A 14,117-nucleotide genomic window follows, 5' to 3' on the forward strand; every position below is an offset into this window, starting at 1 on the left:
AAAGAAGTTTGCCGGCAGTAACTCTGCCGTTGGTCATTTCCCCACAAGATATGATTTCCACAACGGGTAGGTGATCGCTGTGGAGTAGTGCGCCTCAAAAACATCCCTTGCTTGGACGCCCAGCTCTTCACGCCTCTTGGTTTCTGCAATCAGCGACGTCAGGCTCGCATGCCATTCGGCAGGAGTCTTGGCGAACATTATAGCATCGGATTCATGGCTGAGCTCCAGCGCACCGGCTTGAGGGGTTGCTACCGTGGGAATGCCTGCTGCCATGTATTGCAGCGCCTTGATGGGCGACTTGCCTTGGGAAAAAGCGTCAGTGGGCAGGGGGAGCAGGCCGATGTGAAAGGTCTTCACCGCAGCCGCCTCGCCACCCTGTCGCCATGGCAGGTGAATGTAGGGCGTCTCTGCTGAAAACTGGGGCTGCTTGCCACAAAAGACCGCCAGTTCTACGGTCGGATGCTCACGCATGATCTGCGCAAGCACCGTTTCCAAAGATTCGAGGTATCGCAAGTTTACCGGGGCACCCGACCAACCAATGCGAACGCGACTGGCTGTATTAGGGACCGGCGGGGGCCAGTCTTCCGGCTTCAAAGCCATGGGCAGTACCTGCGTCTTGGCTCCGAGTGCGGAGAGATGACTGGCGATGTAATGGTTAGCCACCAGAGACATGTCGGCTGCTCGCACGATGCTCTGCAACCGGCGGTTAGTCCGCCAGCGCGTCAACCAGCTATGCTTGCGCCCGTGGGGGTGCCAGGTCGCATCATCGATGTCGAACAAGAGTCTTTTTGCGTGAGATCTGAGTGTCCGGACCTGGGAGGTGGAGAACAGTTTCTTTTGGACAAGCACGGCATCATAACCCGCAATGGTCGCTGGTGCCGGCATGGACCCAGGAGGTGAGATGTCGCACCCGATGTCATCCGCCTTCAGCATCTCCAGATACTGGATCACCCGGTAGTGGGTGCTGGCGCAAGTTGCGTCACCAAAGGGGAGGACAAGAATTTTCATGCGCTTGCGGAAGTGGGGAGCGCGAGAAAGCGTGCGACAGCGCTCTCGACTTCGTGCAGCGCGGAGATCTCGTCCGATTTGAAACGGACCACCTGACTTGGCGTTTTCCAGGGCCCCCAGTTTCCGACATTGGAGTCCGGGCCAAAAAGCGCCACCGTGGGGCAGCCTGTGGCTGCTGCCAGGTGCATGGCGGCTGTGTCTACTCCGACAAATACACGGGCTTCGTAGAGCAGCCATGCGAGGTGCCGCCAGTGCAGTTTTCCAGCGGTGCTGAGGCACTCCGGCCCGATGCCCTGCGTCAGCCGCTCGCCTTGTGCGATCTCTTCAGGGTCCGGACCCACACTGATGATGAGCTGGTAATTTTGGGCGATCAAAGCTTTCCCGAGGCTGATCCAATGCGCATCCGTCCAGCGCTTGCGCTGCCAGCGTGTCACCGGATGAAAAACAACCAGGGGTTTACCCGGGACAAGCGAGATGGGCGGTCGGCTGGTGCAGCTTTTTTCAAAGATCAGAGGGCCAGGTTCCTGCTGCGGCAGATCAATGAAGTCTTTCACATTCAGGAAATCAGCCTGCACCCGGTGGATGACCGACCAGTCGCTGCAGCCTATGTCGGTCAGGAACTGTCTCCACAGCCACTTGATAGGGTACAGGTAGGAATTGGCGCAGCGCATTTTGGCACCGCTCAATCCGACAATGGTTCTTCCCCGGTCATTGTTGCCCAAATCGACGGCCACATCATAGCGTTCGCTGCGAACTTCTGCCTGCAGGCGTATCGCATCCACAAAGCTCCAGACGGACCGTTTGCTTTTTTCTGGCGAAGCCGTGATGTAAATTTTCCGGATGTCCGAGCAGCCTTTTAGGATGCCTTCCGTTCCTGCCCGCACCAGCACATCGATCTGTGCTTCAGGGTAGGCTTCTTTCACCGCCCTGACCGTGGGCGTCAGCAAGAGGGAGTCTCCGATGTGGCGGAGTTTAACTAGAAGCAGGCGCATTAAAATATGATGGATGGAAAAAACGATGCTGAGGGACGGAAAAAACTACTGAATGAGCATTTTGACACGCTCAAGCATCTGGCGGAGAGCATCTGGCGGAAAGGTGAACGAGCCGTCCGCTGTCCGTGGTGTTTTGGAGTACAGCGAAAGAGCCCGATTGCCGCAGATAGTGGCCACATCACGGAAGGCGTCGCCCCAAGAGTCGGGACCATGGCCGGCATCCAGATTGATGAAGATGGAGCCTCTGGCGAAGAGCGATGTTGCCAGTGCCTGTCCTAGAGGACCGACGACAACCGAGGCTGATGAAATCAGATCGATCTGTTGATCCAAAGGGGTTTTTGAGAGCTGAATGGAGCGGCAGGAACCAAATACTTTTTCAATTTCAGCAATGGCTTCGTCCTCATTGATCAGGTAGCGGTTGGGGGCGTCTTTTCGGGAGAGAAACAGCGCGCGTTCCGTCTTGGCCTGAGAACGGTGGAAGAACTCGTTCATGGAGCGGTAATCCTGAGGGCGTGAGATGCAAGCATCCTGCCCGCGGAGTTGTGGGAGGTAATAGAGGTCTTTGCAGCGGGATGTGCCATCTCCGCATTCCAGAATTTGCTCTTCGCTGGCTCCGGTCCTAGTCAGATAGCGGGACTGCCATCTGAGGTGGCCTTTAGCCACCAAAATTTTAAAATGAGGGTTCGCTTCCTGCATTTTTTTTTGTGCAGCCAGCCAACGTGGCATGTGCTGAAACAGAAAATGACCGTGATTCTCATGGTCTCTGCCAGAGAGGTGAAACATTGGGGCGTTCAGCTTGGTGGCTCCGAGGTAGATGGGCGGTCGAACTTTTTTCAGAGGGAGCGTACCTAAACTTGGGCAGACCCGCAGCCATTTCCCATTCGCCAGAAACACGTTCGCCTGATCACCCACAACGGTGGCGTTTTCGACTCGGTATAGGTTGACGGAAGGCCACCGGATCAGTGTGGAGGTTTCTGTCTGTTTTTTGAAACGTGCCTCCAGTTCACAGGAGACCGATTCTTCACCGGCCTCGATCAGAGGCATCACGGTGACCTGTTTTGCGCTGCCCGGGTCTGACTCGATTTTGGGATACAAATGAACTGCTGCCCGTAGATTCGCATGAATGTCATGTATGCGTCGACGGAAGGATTTCATGATGTGAATGAAGTGTCAGCAATGAAAGCAGCTCTTGTTTTCCCCGGCCTGTTTCTCAGAGGAAGCGAAGTGAAAAGATGAGGCGTGAGTGGGTATTGGAGACAGGGCGGATTGCAACCCTGATTTGTAAAAAATAGACAATTCTTTGTGGTGCAACCAATTAACAGTTTGGTTTGCACCTCACCCCATTCAATTGAATGCTGTGCTTGCATGCCATCGAAGCCCAACACGCAGAACGTAGCCACGGTCATCTCATCTTGTGATGCCTATTCAGACCTGTGGCCTGTTTTCTTCCACTTTTTTTTCAAGCACTGGCCTGAATCCCCCTTTCCGATTTATCTCATCTCCAACCGTCGGCATTACAAGGATCCGCGTGTGATCACCGTCACGGTTGGTGAGGACAAAAGCTGGTCTGACAACCTCATCACCGCATTGCAATCGATCAAGGAAGAAAATTTGTTTGTCTGGCTTGATGACTTCTTGGTGGATCGCAAAATTGACACTGCGGAAATGCTTTCATGCGTTGAGCAGCTTGATCAAGTCGGGGGCAAATACCTTGCCCTGGACCAGTTTGGTGACTTGGGGGCTCCTGTTGAGGATGGCTGGTTGCGCCAGATCGAAGGGGGCAATCTTCGTGCAGGACTTAACCTGTCACTTTGGAAGAAGGCATTCTTGAGTCAGATCCTGGCTCCCAACTGTTCAATCTGGGCTGCAGAGAGCCGCCTGCGCAAGCTCAACCGAGAGGGGGAGCAGGGATTGTACTACATGAAAAATGAGGCTCCTGAAGTGGTGTCTTATGTGGAGGCGGTCAAAGGACAGTTTTGGAAGCCTCAAGGGGTTGCCTATCTGCGCGAGCAAGGGGTCAAGGCAAACCTGAAAAGACGCCCGTTTCCGCCTCAAGGAAACAATTTTGTGGCCAAGTTTTTCCGCAGTTGCTACAAGCGCAGGATGAAAGCGCAGTCAGCCAAAGAGGTTCGCGCTGCGTTGGATGGAAAAGGGTTGGAAGTGCTACCTCTGCAGGGCGCCTCTTGATCTGAAAACGGACTTTGGCCGCAGGCATTAGAATTTCAGCAATATGGAAGGTGACACCGACAATCAATCTTATGAGCTTCTCGACAGCGGCGGTGGCCGTCTGCTGGAGAGATTGGGGGCTGTGGTTTCTTCCAGAAATTGCAGTTCGGCTTGGTGGCGCCGCAGGCTGCCGGGTGGCGAGTGGCGCAAGGCTGTGGACATCAAGCGTGAGCTGCAAGGGCCTCTGAATCTGCGTATCGGCGCTCTTCGCTTTTTGCTAAGCCCTCAGGGCGGAGTTCGCAGCCTGGCCCCAGAGCTCCAGGAGCTGTGGGGAAACGTTATCGCAAACTGCACGGCTTTTGCTGACCAACAGCGGAGGCCTGCTCGTGTCCTCAACTTGTTTGGTGGCTCCGGGGGCTTTACGCTAGCTGCCGCTCGAGCAGGGGCGGCTGTGGCGCATGTGGATGCTTCGTCAGATGCTATCAAACGCGCACGTGAGCATGCTGCACTCAACACGCTTGCCAGCCGAGACATCCGCTGGATCGTGGATGACCCGGTGAAGTTTGCCCAGCGTGAGCGATCGCAGACAACCCGCTACGATTTGATTGTGATCGATCCGTATGTGAGCAAGGATGCCAAGCGCGGTGGATTTGAAATGGAGCGTGATCTCGCTGCCCTGCTGAGCACGGTCAGCGGCTTGTTGTCTGACAAGCCGGTGGGTGTTTTGCTTTGCTGCCGACAGGGCGCGGTTTCGCCCACGACTTTGCAGCATCTTTTCCGGCAGGAGTTCGGTGTTTTCGGGGGTGCTGTGGAAACTGGGGAAATTTTGCTCAAGGGGGCGGCTGGAGTCCCCGCGGTGCCATTCGGCGTATTTGTCAGCTGGTGCAAGGCCGCCTGAGAGCAGGGACTGCTAATCTGTCCCGATCATCGGGCTCGATTGACACCAGGAGCCTGCGCGAAATTCGGCAGGGCTTGAGTGCAGTTGAATATTTACTCAGTGGATCAGCATTCCCTGTGCGGGAACCTTGGAGGGTGGAGACGACAGAGATGCCCCCTTTTACAACCTGCCTCACTGATCAAGCCCATGAAAACAAGCCTTGTAGGCCAATCTCGCTCCGGGTTCAGCTTGGTGGAACTCGTGATTGTGATTCTCGTCATTGGACTCATCGCCTCAATCGTCATGCCCAATCTTGTCTTTGTCTCAGGAGAGGCGGACAAGGTGAAAGACAAGCGTAATGCTCAAAATATCATTCTGGCTTATACCACTGGCCTCGCCGCTGGTGTGGAATGGCCTGAGGGCAATGTGGCAGCACAAGTGTCGGCAGTTCTTGAAGGTCGCAAGCCGCCCAGTGGTTCACTGGCAAGCATGATGTTTCAATCGTCGGTCACAGCTGGCCAAGCTGCGAGAACCTATCAGTACATAGGCATTCGGGGCAATGGAGAACTCTTTTTTGATTCTTCGGGCGGTCAAAACCCCGCAGGAAATTGATCTTCTGAGAGTGTGTCATAGGCGTTCAAGGAGTGCATCTATTGGTTAAATTTGGCTCCTGGCGGCGTTTATGCTGGTTCATGAAATACTTTCTTCTTTTCTCCCTCTGGGCGGTGACGGCGCAGGCGCAGCTTAGTCCGAATGGTGCAACGGCTTCGTTCAAGGGCAGCCTGCCGCCAAAGCCTGTGGCGGCTCTTTCGGCAGAGCAGGAGGCGGGCATAGCCAAGGAGCTGGCGGCCGTGACCCAGTCCTTTAAGGCGGTGAAAAAGCACCCTCGCGCCGCGGATGCGGACATCTTTCTCAAGGCCGTGCGCTACGCGCTCGAGTTTGACGAGTGGTATGACAAAAAGTCCGAAGATGGTGTCAAGAAGGCCATGGCGCTGCTCGACGAGGCGAAGAAGCGCATCGCCTCGCTTGCTAAAAATGAAACGCCGTGGATGAACGGCAGCGGGCAGAAGGTTCTGGGATTCTACTCTAAGATCGACGATTCACCTCAGCCCTACGGAGTTGAAGTCCCTGAGGGCTTGGAGTTTGGCGCAGGCAAAAAACCGGTCCCCATGTGGATCTGGCTGCATGGTCGCGGGGATACCGCCACCGACCTGCCTTTCGTTTACTCGAGGCTCATGGCGAAAAAAACAGGGCAGTTTCAGCCGGCAGGCACGATCGTGATTCATCCCTTTGGGCGTTACTGCAACGGCTGGAAGAGCGCGGGGGAGACAGATGTCTTTGAATGCCGTGACGATGCCATGAAACGCTTCAATGTGGACACAAACCGCGTGGCGTTGGCGGGCTTCAGCATGGGTGGCGCGGGCGCATGGCACATGGGCGCTCATTATGCCGATCAGTGGGCCTGCGTGCACACCGGCGCTGGCTTTGCCGACGTCAAGAGGTATCAAAAACTCACGCCCGAAAAATATCCTGTCTGGTATGAGCAGAGTCTGTGGGGCGTTTACGACGTGCCGGACTACGCGCGGAATTTCTTCAACGTTCCGCTGATCAGCTACAGCGGCGAGGTCGATGCCCAGCGTGACTCAGCGGAGTACATGATGGAGGTGCTTGCAAAGCAGGATCTGCATCCACCTCATCTCATCGGTCCGGGGATGCCGCATAAATACCATCCTGAAGTCATCAAAGAGGTGCAGGCATGGATTGAAAAAGCCGTCGCCAGCGGACGTGTGCTGTTTCCTGACGAAGTCCACATTCAGACAAAGACACCCTTTTACGGTCGCATGAAGTGGCTCAACCTTCACGGCATGGAGGAAAGCTGGAAGGAGGCGCGCCTCGATGCACGGGTGGTCGATGGGCAGACGATTGAGATCAAAACACAGAATGTCACACGCATCGTTTTTTATCCGCCGCCCCAAGCGCGGAAGGGCGGGGGATCTTTGAAGGTGATGATAGACGGTTCTGAGTTGAAGCTGCGGGTTGGCCCGTTGTCGCCGCAGTTTGAGACTTTCATGAGTCCCGGTCCCAAGGTGGCGGGTGCGCTGTGCCGTTTGATCAAAGAGAATGGCGTTTGGCGCGACTTTGGCAATGAGGAGCCTTTCCAGCACGAGGGGCCGGCTGGCGGCAAGGCAGGGGCTCATCCCGGTCCGATGGACGCCAGCTTCATGAAGCGTTTTCTTGTCGTGCTGCCGGACGGCAAATCGTCCTCGCCTGCGGTTGATGCCTGGGTGAATGCCGAGTCAGCGCATTTCATCCAGCGTTGGAAGGGCCTCATGCGGGGGGAAGTGCGTGTGGTGAAAGCATCGGACGTGGGGGATGTTTACGAGGCCGGCAAAATGCAAAGCCTCATTCTTTGGGGGACTCCGGAATCAAATTCCTGCCTCAAGCAGATAGCAGGATCTCTGCCGCTGCAATGGAATGCAGAAAAGATGGCTATGGCAGGCCAGTCTTTTGATGCAAAGACCCACGTGCCGCTGCTGACCTACCCCTGCCTGAAATCCCCTGGCTTCGAAGTCGTGGTCAACACCGGCCTCACCTTCCGTGAGGCGCATGACAAGACCAACTCACTGCAAAACCCCAAGCTTCCTGACTGGGCCATCCTGGAAATCAGCCAGCAGCCTGGAGCCGAGTCAGCCGGCAAGGTGGTAGCCGCAGACTTCTTCGATGACCACTGGCAGGTGAAGAAGAAATGATGCGAGCTCAGGTTTCACGCCGAGCGATTGCGCGGCATGCACGGAGGTAGCGGCGGGTACAACATGTCGAGCGTTGATTCCCGCAGCCAGCCACGCAGGGAGGGCTGGTTCACCCCCAGGCGCTGGGCTATCTCGCCAAAGTTTTCTCCGAGACGGATCCTGGAACGTGCGGCAGCAACGATGGCGGCTTTTTCTGCGGGTGAGTAACGAGATGGGCGTGGCATGGTGTTGTGTTTTGTGGGAAGTGACCTGGCATCATTTCCATCAGCAACTCCCAGCCCATCTCTCGATGCCACGTAGTCCCCAAATCGCGCAAAGCTGACGCAATTTGTGCAGGGGGCGTATTTGGCCAGCTACGGACCAAGGCTGCGAGACTTCCATACACCATCCCTGAAACGCCTGGCAGTGCGACTACAAAAACAGGTGTGTTTCGCAGGTGCGCTGTTCGTATTTTAGGTCATGCTCCGCTCGTTCCCCCCCCCTCCATGAACACTCTCACTCGTCGTTTACTCCTTCCCGTCCTCGCCTGCACGCTGCTGCTCGGCGTTGCAGGGGCCCGCGCAGCAGGTGGCATTCAAGATGATGGAGCTTTTTTCTCCGAATTCGCCAAGGTGAATGCTGCAGGGACCATCAAGGACGTCGCAGCAAGGCTTCACAAAGACATTGCGGTACAAACTTTTGCTTCGGTCCCAGAGGACATGAAGGCAACCGTGCTCCAGCCCAGCAAGGCTTCTGCCAATCAGGGCTTTTCCAAATGGGCCGATCAGCTCGCCCGTGAGAAGGGGGTAAACGGTGTGCTCATCCTTCTGGTCAAACAGCCCGCTCATTTGCAGGTTGTTGTCGGGACGGACACGCAGCGGCAGGCATTCACACTGCTGGACCGCGAGACTCTCGTTAAGCGCATGCTCGGACAGTTGCGCCAAAAAAAGAATGATGATGCACTCATTGATGCTGTGAATTTCATCTCCACGACCATGGGCGCGCATCACAAAGGTGTTGCGGCTCCATATGCTTCCAAAACGCATTCTGCACAGCAGGGCGCGGGCTCCTGGTTGCCCACGATCGGCATTGTTCTGCTCATCTGGCTGGGCTTCAGCCTCATACGAGGTCTTTTCCGCGCCATGTCTGGCGGCACCAGCGGTGCAGGCGGCGTGGGCCAGCCTTCTTACGGCGGCGGTGGCTTTCTGCAAAACATGATGGGCAGCATGTTTGGTGCTGCGGCTGGCATGTGGATGTATGACCAGTTCTTTGGTTCGCACAGCTCTGCCGCCTCTTCTTTTGGCGCAGACTCGTCAGACGCCACTCCGCACGACTCCGGATTTTCCGGCATTGATACGGATTACACCAGCTCAGGCGGCAGCTTTGGCGATGATTCTGGCAGCAGCTTTGATGGCGGCGGGGATTTTGGCGGCGGCGACTTTTAAGCCATGAGCCGCTACGCCAGCAATCAGGACGTGGTCTGTTTCTTTGCCTCCCATGGCATCGAAGTGACCCACGTTCGTCGTGAAGGGGGACTGCGTCACTTGCGTGTTCAGTCCCGGCCGCTCACGCTCCCCATGGATGCGAGCCCGGACGAATGCCTTCGGCGTGTTCGCGAAAGTATCGTCGACACAGAGGTCTCGGATAAAAAATAGAGCTTACATCAAGCCCAGCAGGGCCTCACGCACCTGGGCCTGCCATTTCCCAAAGTAGGCAAGATGAGCCTGCAGGATTTGCAGGTCAGCGAGGGCTGTCATATCGCCGGCGCTAAGGCGGGCGTCATAGGCTGGCAGGCTCGCTAGCAAGGTGGTGCGCTCTGCATCCAAGGTGGCACCAAGATCCTCAAGCTGTTCGCGCAGACGCATTTCTTCCTGAGCCAGCAAGGCCTTGGCGAGTGCGGCCGTGGCGTTCTGTTTGCGCTTGAGAAAAGCGGTGGTGCTTTGCAGCGCAGGGCCAAGTTTGCTGAAAAGCGACATCATCGCCTCGTTGATGGGGACCGTGCGCCAGGGCACAGAATGCAGCTCAAGCAGGTGCTTCAGCCGTTTCTCCGGAGCCTGCAGGGTTTCGTAAGCGGTGTTGATCTCCGCCGCCCGGATGGCATCACCTCCAGGCTGGTCGGGGTGTGCGCTGCGACTCGCGGCCAGCCAGGCCTGCTGCAGAGCATCGTCATCCAGCGCGGCGATGCGGGGCAGCCCCAGGAGAGAAAAGGCGTTCGACATCTTTCTCAGGCGGAAAAGCTTTCGCCACAGGAGCAGGTGACGACGGCGTTGGGGTTTTTCACCTTGAAGCCTCCGCTTTGAATGTCGTCACTGTAGTCGAGTTCGGACCCAGAGACAAACAAAGCGCTCTTTGGGTCGATCACTACACGCACATCGCTGGAGGTGACCATGATGTCGCGGTTGGCGGGCCCATCGACCAGATCCATTTTGTATTGCAGGCCTGAGCAGCCTCCACCCACCACGGCCACACGAAGGGCTCCGCTTTCTGCGCGGCCCTGCTTTTTGAGCAGGCCCAGCAGGCGGTTGGCGGCGTTCGGCAGCACCTTGATGAGCTTTTCATTGCCGATTTTAAAACTGGGGGCGGCGGTCATGGGGCGGGACTTATAACGCAGGGATCGAATGAAAGAAAGCAAAGCGTCGCACTGTCAAGCTCACTGGGCGGATTCTATTTTGCCGCATGAGTGGATTATGCTTGCCTCATCAGCGGATTTTTGAGACCTAAAGGGAACAACTTCAATATCTCCATGAGCGCATCCGAGGTTTTACCTCTCCCACTGCAACTCTTCACTCTGAAAGACGGCCTCGTCGCCAGTGACAGTGGCCAGGAGGCTGTGAACAATTACGCCGCCGACTTTCAGGGACTCAGGCACTTTGGACTGAAAGTAGGCGAATGTCTTGACCTTGGAGCCCCGTGGATGGGAACTCTCCAGGAAGATGACTTCACTTTGAATTTTGCTTATTTCGACGCTGGTACCGATGCTAAAGATCCCGGAGCTGGGGCGCTCATCGGTGAACGGACGCCGATGTTCGAACTTCTCACCCGCGCCAATTCAATGGAGGCATAACCATGGCAGCATCCATCACTCCCTCTCTACGGTCTGCTCTCGAACGGCTGAAGCACGCCGGTTCCGTCAATGGTCTGCTGCTTTGCTGGCGGCGGCAAATACTGATCAACCTGCTTCCTTTTGAGGAGTTCCGTGCCGAACGCCTCCTCCAATGCCTGCATGATGCCCGCGCTCATTTTGGCAGCGGGGGGGATCGGGATGTGAAAACCTTCTGGTTCGGGTACGAGGGCGTGTTTGTCCTGGCGCTTTTCCAAGGGGAGTGTCTCCTGATCACGCTGCATACCCATGCTTCGGAAGTTGACTTCATGCGTCGTGCCGGCCTGACCTTTTTGGAAGACACTCAGCTTCTAGTGGATGCGCTTCTCCAGCCCTCGCCTGATGATGAAATCAGCCGTATCGAGACGCAGCCGCTCAGCCCCATGGAGGACGGTGGGCATCCGCCGCAGTCTTCTGGGCTGACAAAGGTGATTCCCCGCCACGCCTGAGCCTTTTCTTCATCCTGCCGTGAGCTGTTTTGAGAAATGTGTGATCCGGCAAACTCTGGCTGCCTGTTAGTATGCTCCTAATGACCTGTTCATGAGACCGGTGCAATCTGCCCTTTGCTGAAAGGTTTGCCGTTCCGGTGGCGAAATCTCTGCTCTGTTTACAACCTCATCCTTTCCCATGTCTGATCCAGCTGCCACAGCCTTTTCTCGTCGTCGTTTTCTCAATGCCAGCGGCGGGGCGCTTCTCGCGCCTGCTGTTCTGACTTCCGCAGGCTCCTTGCTGGCGCAGCAGAAGGCTGACTCCAACGAAACCTTGAAGATTGGTCTCATCGGCTGCGGCGGTCGCGGGACTGGCGCGGCGGCACAGGCGCTCGGAGCAGATTATAACTCAAAAATTGTGGCGATGGCTGATGCCTTCGACTCACAGATCGAAAACAGCATCAAAAATCTCTCCACCCAGTTTCCTGACAGGGTTGATGTAAAGCCAGACAAAAAATTTACCGGTCTCGATGCCTACCAAAAACTCATCGATTGCGGAGTGGACGTCGTCCTGCTTGCCACGCCGCCAGGGTTCCGCCCGCTGCACCTGACTGCTGCGGTTGAAGCCGGAAAGCATATCTTTTGCGAGAAGCCCATGGCGGTGGATGCAGCCGGCTATCGTGTGGCCCAGGCAGCGGTCGAAAAAGCGAAGCAGAAGAAGCTCAACCTGGTGGCCGGCTTTTGCTGGCGCTATTCCACCAGCCGCATCGAGTGCTACAAGCGCCTCCACGAAGGGCAGATTGGTGACATCACCAGCATTCTGGCCACCTACTATGCTGGTCCGGTGAAAGTCATGCCTCCAGCCGCCGGTCGCCCTGCGGGAATGGGGGATGTGGAGTGGCAGGTCCGCAACTGGTACAATTTTTCCTGGTTGAGCGGGGACAGCATCGTCGAACAGGCAGTTCACAGCCTGGATAAGATCTGCTGGGCCATGAAGGATGCGCCTCCGGTCAGCGTTATCGGCACCGGGGGGCGCCAGCGAAAGGCGGAGGGTGGAAACATCTTCGATCACTTTCACTGCGCCTATGAATGGGAGGGCGGAATCATCTGTCACCTCACCAACCGTCAGATCAACGGCTGCCACAACGAAGTCATCGACAACATACAGGGCACCAAGGGCAAGCTGGTCATCGGCAAGGGCTCTGCGCCCTACATCGACGGTGAAAAGCGCTGGCGCTGGCGTGGTGAGGAGAAAAACATGTACGACCTGGAGCACCAGGCGCTCTTCAATGCCATCCGCAAAGGCGAAGTCATTAATGATGGTGATCGCATGATGAGCAGCACGATCATCGCCATCATGGGGCGCGAGGCCGCCTACACAGGTCAGAAAATCCTTTGGAAGGAAGAAGCCGCCGCTGAAGGTGGTGGCAAGGATGCGAAAGCGGACAAAAAACCGTCGCGCACAGCCTTGGCGATCATGTCCTCAAAGCAGGATCTTGCGCCAGACAACCTGCAGTTTGCCGACCATTTTGAGCCAGGGCCTTTGCCCATTCCTGGCGAGACGCAGTTTGTCTGAGGAGCTCAGCGTCTGGAGCGCAATTCTTGGCGCAGCTGTTCGACTTCGTCGAGCAGCTGCGTCAGCAGCTTCAGCCCTTTAAGATTCATCTCGCAATTTTCCCTGAGGTGCTCGAGGCGGCGCAGGGTGCGCAAGGTGTCATCATCAAGATGATCGGAAATCATGCCGTTCTGCTGATACTGCACGATCATTTGCGTGGAGACACCGGTTGCCTCCGCAAGGATTTCCAGCGAATAAGTCTGCGGGGTATGGTCGTTCATCTCAGGCGCGTGGGTTGAAGGTGGAGGCACTGCGCAGCTGCTCCCACAGCTTGCGTTCGGCATCGCTGGTCTTGTCTGGCAGCACGATCTGCAGTTTCACAAAAAAGTCGCCGCGCTCGGCAGTCTTGCCTTTGGGCAGGCCGCGGCCGCGCACACGCAGGCTCTGGCCGTTTTCACTGCCTGCTGGGATTCGTAGTTTGATGGAGCCGTCCAGAGTCGGCACGATGATCTCCGCACCCAGCACGGCCTCCCATGGAGCAATGGCGAGATCATGATGCAAGTCGGCCTCCTGAGTGGTGAAGTCGGGATGCGCGGCATGGCGCACGCGCAGGTATAGATCGCCTGCTTCTCCTCCATTGCGTCCGGGCTCGCCCTGGCCAGGCACCCGGATGCGGCGGCCGTCCGTAGCCCCGGGCGGGATGCGGACTTCAAAGCTGTGTGTCTGCACCGCTCCCGTCTGGCGGTTCACAGTCTGCAGTGAAATCGGCCGTTGGGTGCCATGCATGGCTTCCTCAAGAGTGACGAGGATGTCGCCCTCAATGTCATGCCCGCGCCTTGCTCGGCCTTTCCTGCTGCCGCCAGACGGGATTTCTTCTTCAAAGCCCTGCGGGAAGCCATAGCGGCTGCCGCCACTGAAATATTGCTCGAAAAAGTCGCTGAACCCCGTGCCTCCAAAGTGAAATTCTTGCTCACGGCCGCCAGCTCCAGAGGGGGGCGGTTGGAAGTCGCCAGCTTCTTGCCAGTTGGCTCCCAGGGTGTCGTATTTCCTGCGCTTTTCGGGGTCGCTTAGCACTTCATTGGCTTCATTGACCTCCTTAAATTTGGCCTCCGCCGTTTTTTTGTCCTTCGCAGTGTCGGGGTGGTAGAGACGGGCCAGTTTCCGGAAGGCCTTTTTGATGTCGTCCGCGCTGGCATCACGCGGGACACCCAGGGTGGCGTAGTAGTCTTTAAATTCTGCGGGCATGGTTGGAAATAATTACG

General features: G+C 56.6%; 17 protein-coding genes. 9 read left to right on the top strand and 8 right to left on the bottom strand.

The window, feature by feature from the left end:
* Positions 1-33 precede the first annotated feature (33 nt).
* The 3 genes from ACZ5WW_RS23465 to ACZ5WW_RS23475 are packed head-to-tail and all read right to left on the bottom strand — an operon-like array spanning position 34 to position 3,155.
* The gene (locus ACZ5WW_RS23465; protein ID WP_377163498.1) at positions 34-1,008 is read right to left on the bottom strand and encodes a glycosyltransferase family protein; all 975 of its coding nucleotides are present in this window, start codon (positions 1,006-1,008) and stop codon (positions 34-36) included.
* Positions 1,005-2,000, bottom strand: coding sequence for a putative lipopolysaccharide heptosyltransferase III (gene rfaQ / locus ACZ5WW_RS23470; RefSeq protein WP_377163500.1), 996 nt, complete (start codon positions 1,998-2,000; stop codon positions 1,005-1,007). The genes ACZ5WW_RS23465 and rfaQ overlap by 4 nt, the downstream gene beginning before the upstream one ends.
* Before the next feature lie 45 nt (positions 2,001-2,045).
* A complete protein-coding gene (locus ACZ5WW_RS23475; RefSeq protein WP_377163502.1) occupies positions 2,046-3,155 on the bottom strand; it encodes a glycosyltransferase family 61 protein in 1,110 nt (369 codons plus the stop codon).
* A 210-nt stretch (positions 3,156-3,365) separates the two neighbouring features.
* Here ACZ5WW_RS23475 and ACZ5WW_RS23480 point away from each other — a divergent pair, with 210 nt between their 5' ends.
* The 4 genes from ACZ5WW_RS23480 (at position 3,366) to ACZ5WW_RS23495 (ending at position 7,793) form a co-directional block, all read left to right on the top strand.
* On the top strand, positions 3,366-4,187 hold the full coding sequence (locus ACZ5WW_RS23480) for a hypothetical protein (RefSeq protein ID WP_377163504.1): 822 nt from the start codon (positions 3,366-3,368) through the stop codon (positions 4,185-4,187).
* A 43-nt stretch (positions 4,188-4,230) separates the two neighbouring features.
* The gene (locus tag ACZ5WW_RS23485; protein ID WP_377163506.1) at positions 4,231-5,064 is read left to right on the top strand and encodes a class I SAM-dependent methyltransferase; all 834 of its coding nucleotides are present in this window, start codon (positions 4,231-4,233) and stop codon (positions 5,062-5,064) included.
* Between the two features lie 186 nt (positions 5,065-5,250).
* Positions 5,251-5,655 (top strand): type II secretion system protein, encoded by a 405-nt coding sequence (locus tag ACZ5WW_RS23490; protein WP_377163509.1) that lies wholly within the window; start codon positions 5,251-5,253, stop codon positions 5,653-5,655.
* An 80-nt stretch (positions 5,656-5,735) separates the two neighbouring features.
* On the top strand, positions 5,736-7,793 hold the full coding sequence (locus ACZ5WW_RS23495; RefSeq protein ID WP_377163511.1) for a prolyl oligopeptidase family serine peptidase: 2,058 nt from the start codon (positions 5,736-5,738) through the stop codon (positions 7,791-7,793).
* Positions 7,794-7,807: 14 nt separating this feature from the next.
* Here ACZ5WW_RS23495 and ACZ5WW_RS23500 read toward each other — a convergent pair whose 3' ends face one another.
* Positions 7,808-8,017, bottom strand: coding sequence for a transposase (locus ACZ5WW_RS23500; RefSeq protein ID WP_377163513.1), 210 nt, complete (start codon positions 8,015-8,017; stop codon positions 7,808-7,810).
* Positions 8,018-8,278: 261 nt separating this feature from the next.
* On the opposite strand from ACZ5WW_RS23500, the gene ACZ5WW_RS23505 reads away from it, so the two are divergent.
* Together ACZ5WW_RS23505 and ACZ5WW_RS23510 are read left to right on the top strand one after the other, a co-directional pair.
* Positions 8,279-9,217 (top strand): TPM domain-containing protein, encoded by a 939-nt coding sequence (locus ACZ5WW_RS23505; RefSeq protein ID WP_377163515.1) that lies wholly within the window; start codon positions 8,279-8,281, stop codon positions 9,215-9,217.
* A gap of 3 nt (positions 9,218-9,220) precedes the next feature.
* Positions 9,221-9,427 carry a hypothetical protein gene (locus ACZ5WW_RS23510; protein ID WP_377163517.1) on the top strand — a complete coding sequence of 69 codons (207 nt, stop codon included), beginning with the start codon at positions 9,221-9,223 and terminating at the stop codon, positions 9,425-9,427.
* Between the two features lie 3 nt (positions 9,428-9,430).
* Here ACZ5WW_RS23510 and ACZ5WW_RS23515 read toward each other — a convergent pair whose 3' ends face one another.
* Positions 9,431-9,991, bottom strand: coding sequence for a hypothetical protein (locus ACZ5WW_RS23515; protein ID WP_377163519.1), 561 nt, complete (start codon positions 9,989-9,991; stop codon positions 9,431-9,433).
* Positions 9,992-9,996: 5 nt separating this feature from the next.
* On the bottom strand, positions 9,997-10,362 hold the full coding sequence (locus tag ACZ5WW_RS23520; protein ID WP_377163521.1) for a HesB/IscA family protein: 366 nt from the start codon (positions 10,360-10,362) through the stop codon (positions 9,997-9,999).
* Between the two features lie 153 nt (positions 10,363-10,515).
* On the opposite strand from ACZ5WW_RS23520, the gene ACZ5WW_RS23525 reads away from it, so the two are divergent.
* The 3 genes from ACZ5WW_RS23525 to ACZ5WW_RS23535 all read left to right on the top strand — a co-directional run bounded on the left by ACZ5WW_RS23525 (position 10,516) and on the right by ACZ5WW_RS23535 (position 12,876).
* The gene (locus ACZ5WW_RS23525) at positions 10,516-10,836 is read left to right on the top strand and encodes a hypothetical protein (protein WP_377163523.1); all 321 of its coding nucleotides are present in this window, start codon (positions 10,516-10,518) and stop codon (positions 10,834-10,836) included.
* A gap of 2 nt (positions 10,837-10,838) precedes the next feature.
* Positions 10,839-11,321 carry a hypothetical protein gene (locus tag ACZ5WW_RS23530; RefSeq protein ID WP_377163525.1) on the top strand — a complete coding sequence of 161 codons (483 nt, stop codon included), beginning with the start codon at positions 10,839-10,841 and terminating at the stop codon, positions 11,319-11,321.
* A 178-nt stretch (positions 11,322-11,499) separates the two neighbouring features.
* Positions 11,500-12,876 (top strand): Gfo/Idh/MocA family protein, encoded by a 1,377-nt coding sequence (locus tag ACZ5WW_RS23535; protein WP_377163527.1) that lies wholly within the window; start codon positions 11,500-11,502, stop codon positions 12,874-12,876.
* Positions 12,877-12,881: 5 nt separating this feature from the next.
* Here ACZ5WW_RS23535 and ACZ5WW_RS23540 read toward each other — a convergent pair whose 3' ends face one another.
* Both ACZ5WW_RS23540 and ACZ5WW_RS23545 read right to left on the bottom strand, forming a co-directional pair.
* Positions 12,882-13,136: a chaperone modulator CbpM gene (locus ACZ5WW_RS23540; protein ID WP_377163529.1), complete on the bottom strand. Its 255-nt coding sequence runs from the start codon at positions 13,134-13,136 to the stop codon at positions 12,882-12,884.
* A gap of 1 nt (position 13,137) precedes the next feature.
* On the bottom strand, positions 13,138-14,100 hold the full coding sequence (locus ACZ5WW_RS23545) for a DnaJ C-terminal domain-containing protein (RefSeq protein ID WP_377163531.1): 963 nt from the start codon (positions 14,098-14,100) through the stop codon (positions 13,138-13,140).
* Positions 14,101-14,117 lie beyond the last annotated feature (17 nt).

This window comes from Prosthecobacter fluviatilis, from assembly GCF_055388355.1.

Excerpts from the sequence above, each read along its gene's own strand:
- ACZ5WW_RS23495 (WP_377163511.1), top strand. The coding sequence starts at position 5,736 with ATGAAATACTTTCTTCTTTTCTCCCTCTGGGCGGTGACGGCGCAGGCG.
- ACZ5WW_RS23500 (WP_377163513.1), bottom strand. The coding sequence starts at position 8,017 with ATGCCACGCCCATCTCGTTACTCACCCGCAGAAAAAGCCGCCATCGTT.
- ACZ5WW_RS23525 (WP_377163523.1), top strand. The coding sequence starts at position 10,516 with ATGAGCGCATCCGAGGTTTTACCTCTCCCACTGCAACTCTTCACTCTG.
- ACZ5WW_RS23540 (WP_377163529.1), bottom strand. The coding sequence starts at position 13,136 with ATGAACGACCATACCCCGCAGACTTATTCGCTGGAAATCCTTGCGGAG.
- ACZ5WW_RS23515 (WP_377163519.1), bottom strand. The coding sequence starts at position 9,991 with ATGTCGAACGCCTTTTCTCTCCTGGGGCTGCCCCGCATCGCCGCGCTG.
- rfaQ (WP_377163500.1), bottom strand. The coding sequence starts at position 2,000 with ATGCGCCTGCTTCTAGTTAAACTCCGCCACATCGGAGACTCCCTCTTG.
- ACZ5WW_RS23510 (WP_377163517.1), top strand. The coding sequence starts at position 9,221 with ATGAGCCGCTACGCCAGCAATCAGGACGTGGTCTGTTTCTTTGCCTCC.
- ACZ5WW_RS23545 (WP_377163531.1), bottom strand. The coding sequence starts at position 14,100 with ATGCCCGCAGAATTTAAAGACTACTACGCCACCCTGGGTGTCCCGCGT.
- ACZ5WW_RS23480 (WP_377163504.1), top strand. The coding sequence starts at position 3,366 with ATGCCATCGAAGCCCAACACGCAGAACGTAGCCACGGTCATCTCATCT.
- ACZ5WW_RS23485 (WP_377163506.1), top strand. The coding sequence starts at position 4,231 with ATGGAAGGTGACACCGACAATCAATCTTATGAGCTTCTCGACAGCGGC.
- ACZ5WW_RS23520 (WP_377163521.1), bottom strand. The coding sequence starts at position 10,362 with ATGACCGCCGCCCCCAGTTTTAAAATCGGCAATGAAAAGCTCATCAAG.
- ACZ5WW_RS23490 (WP_377163509.1), top strand. The coding sequence starts at position 5,251 with ATGAAAACAAGCCTTGTAGGCCAATCTCGCTCCGGGTTCAGCTTGGTG.
- ACZ5WW_RS23530 (WP_377163525.1), top strand. The coding sequence starts at position 10,839 with ATGGCAGCATCCATCACTCCCTCTCTACGGTCTGCTCTCGAACGGCTG.
- ACZ5WW_RS23535 (WP_377163527.1), top strand. The coding sequence starts at position 11,500 with ATGTCTGATCCAGCTGCCACAGCCTTTTCTCGTCGTCGTTTTCTCAAT.
- ACZ5WW_RS23505 (WP_377163515.1), top strand. The coding sequence starts at position 8,279 with ATGAACACTCTCACTCGTCGTTTACTCCTTCCCGTCCTCGCCTGCACG.
- ACZ5WW_RS23475 (WP_377163502.1), bottom strand. The coding sequence starts at position 3,155 with ATGAAATCCTTCCGTCGACGCATACATGACATTCATGCGAATCTACGG.
- ACZ5WW_RS23465 (WP_377163498.1), bottom strand. The coding sequence starts at position 1,008 with ATGAAAATTCTTGTCCTCCCCTTTGGTGACGCAACTTGCGCCAGCACC.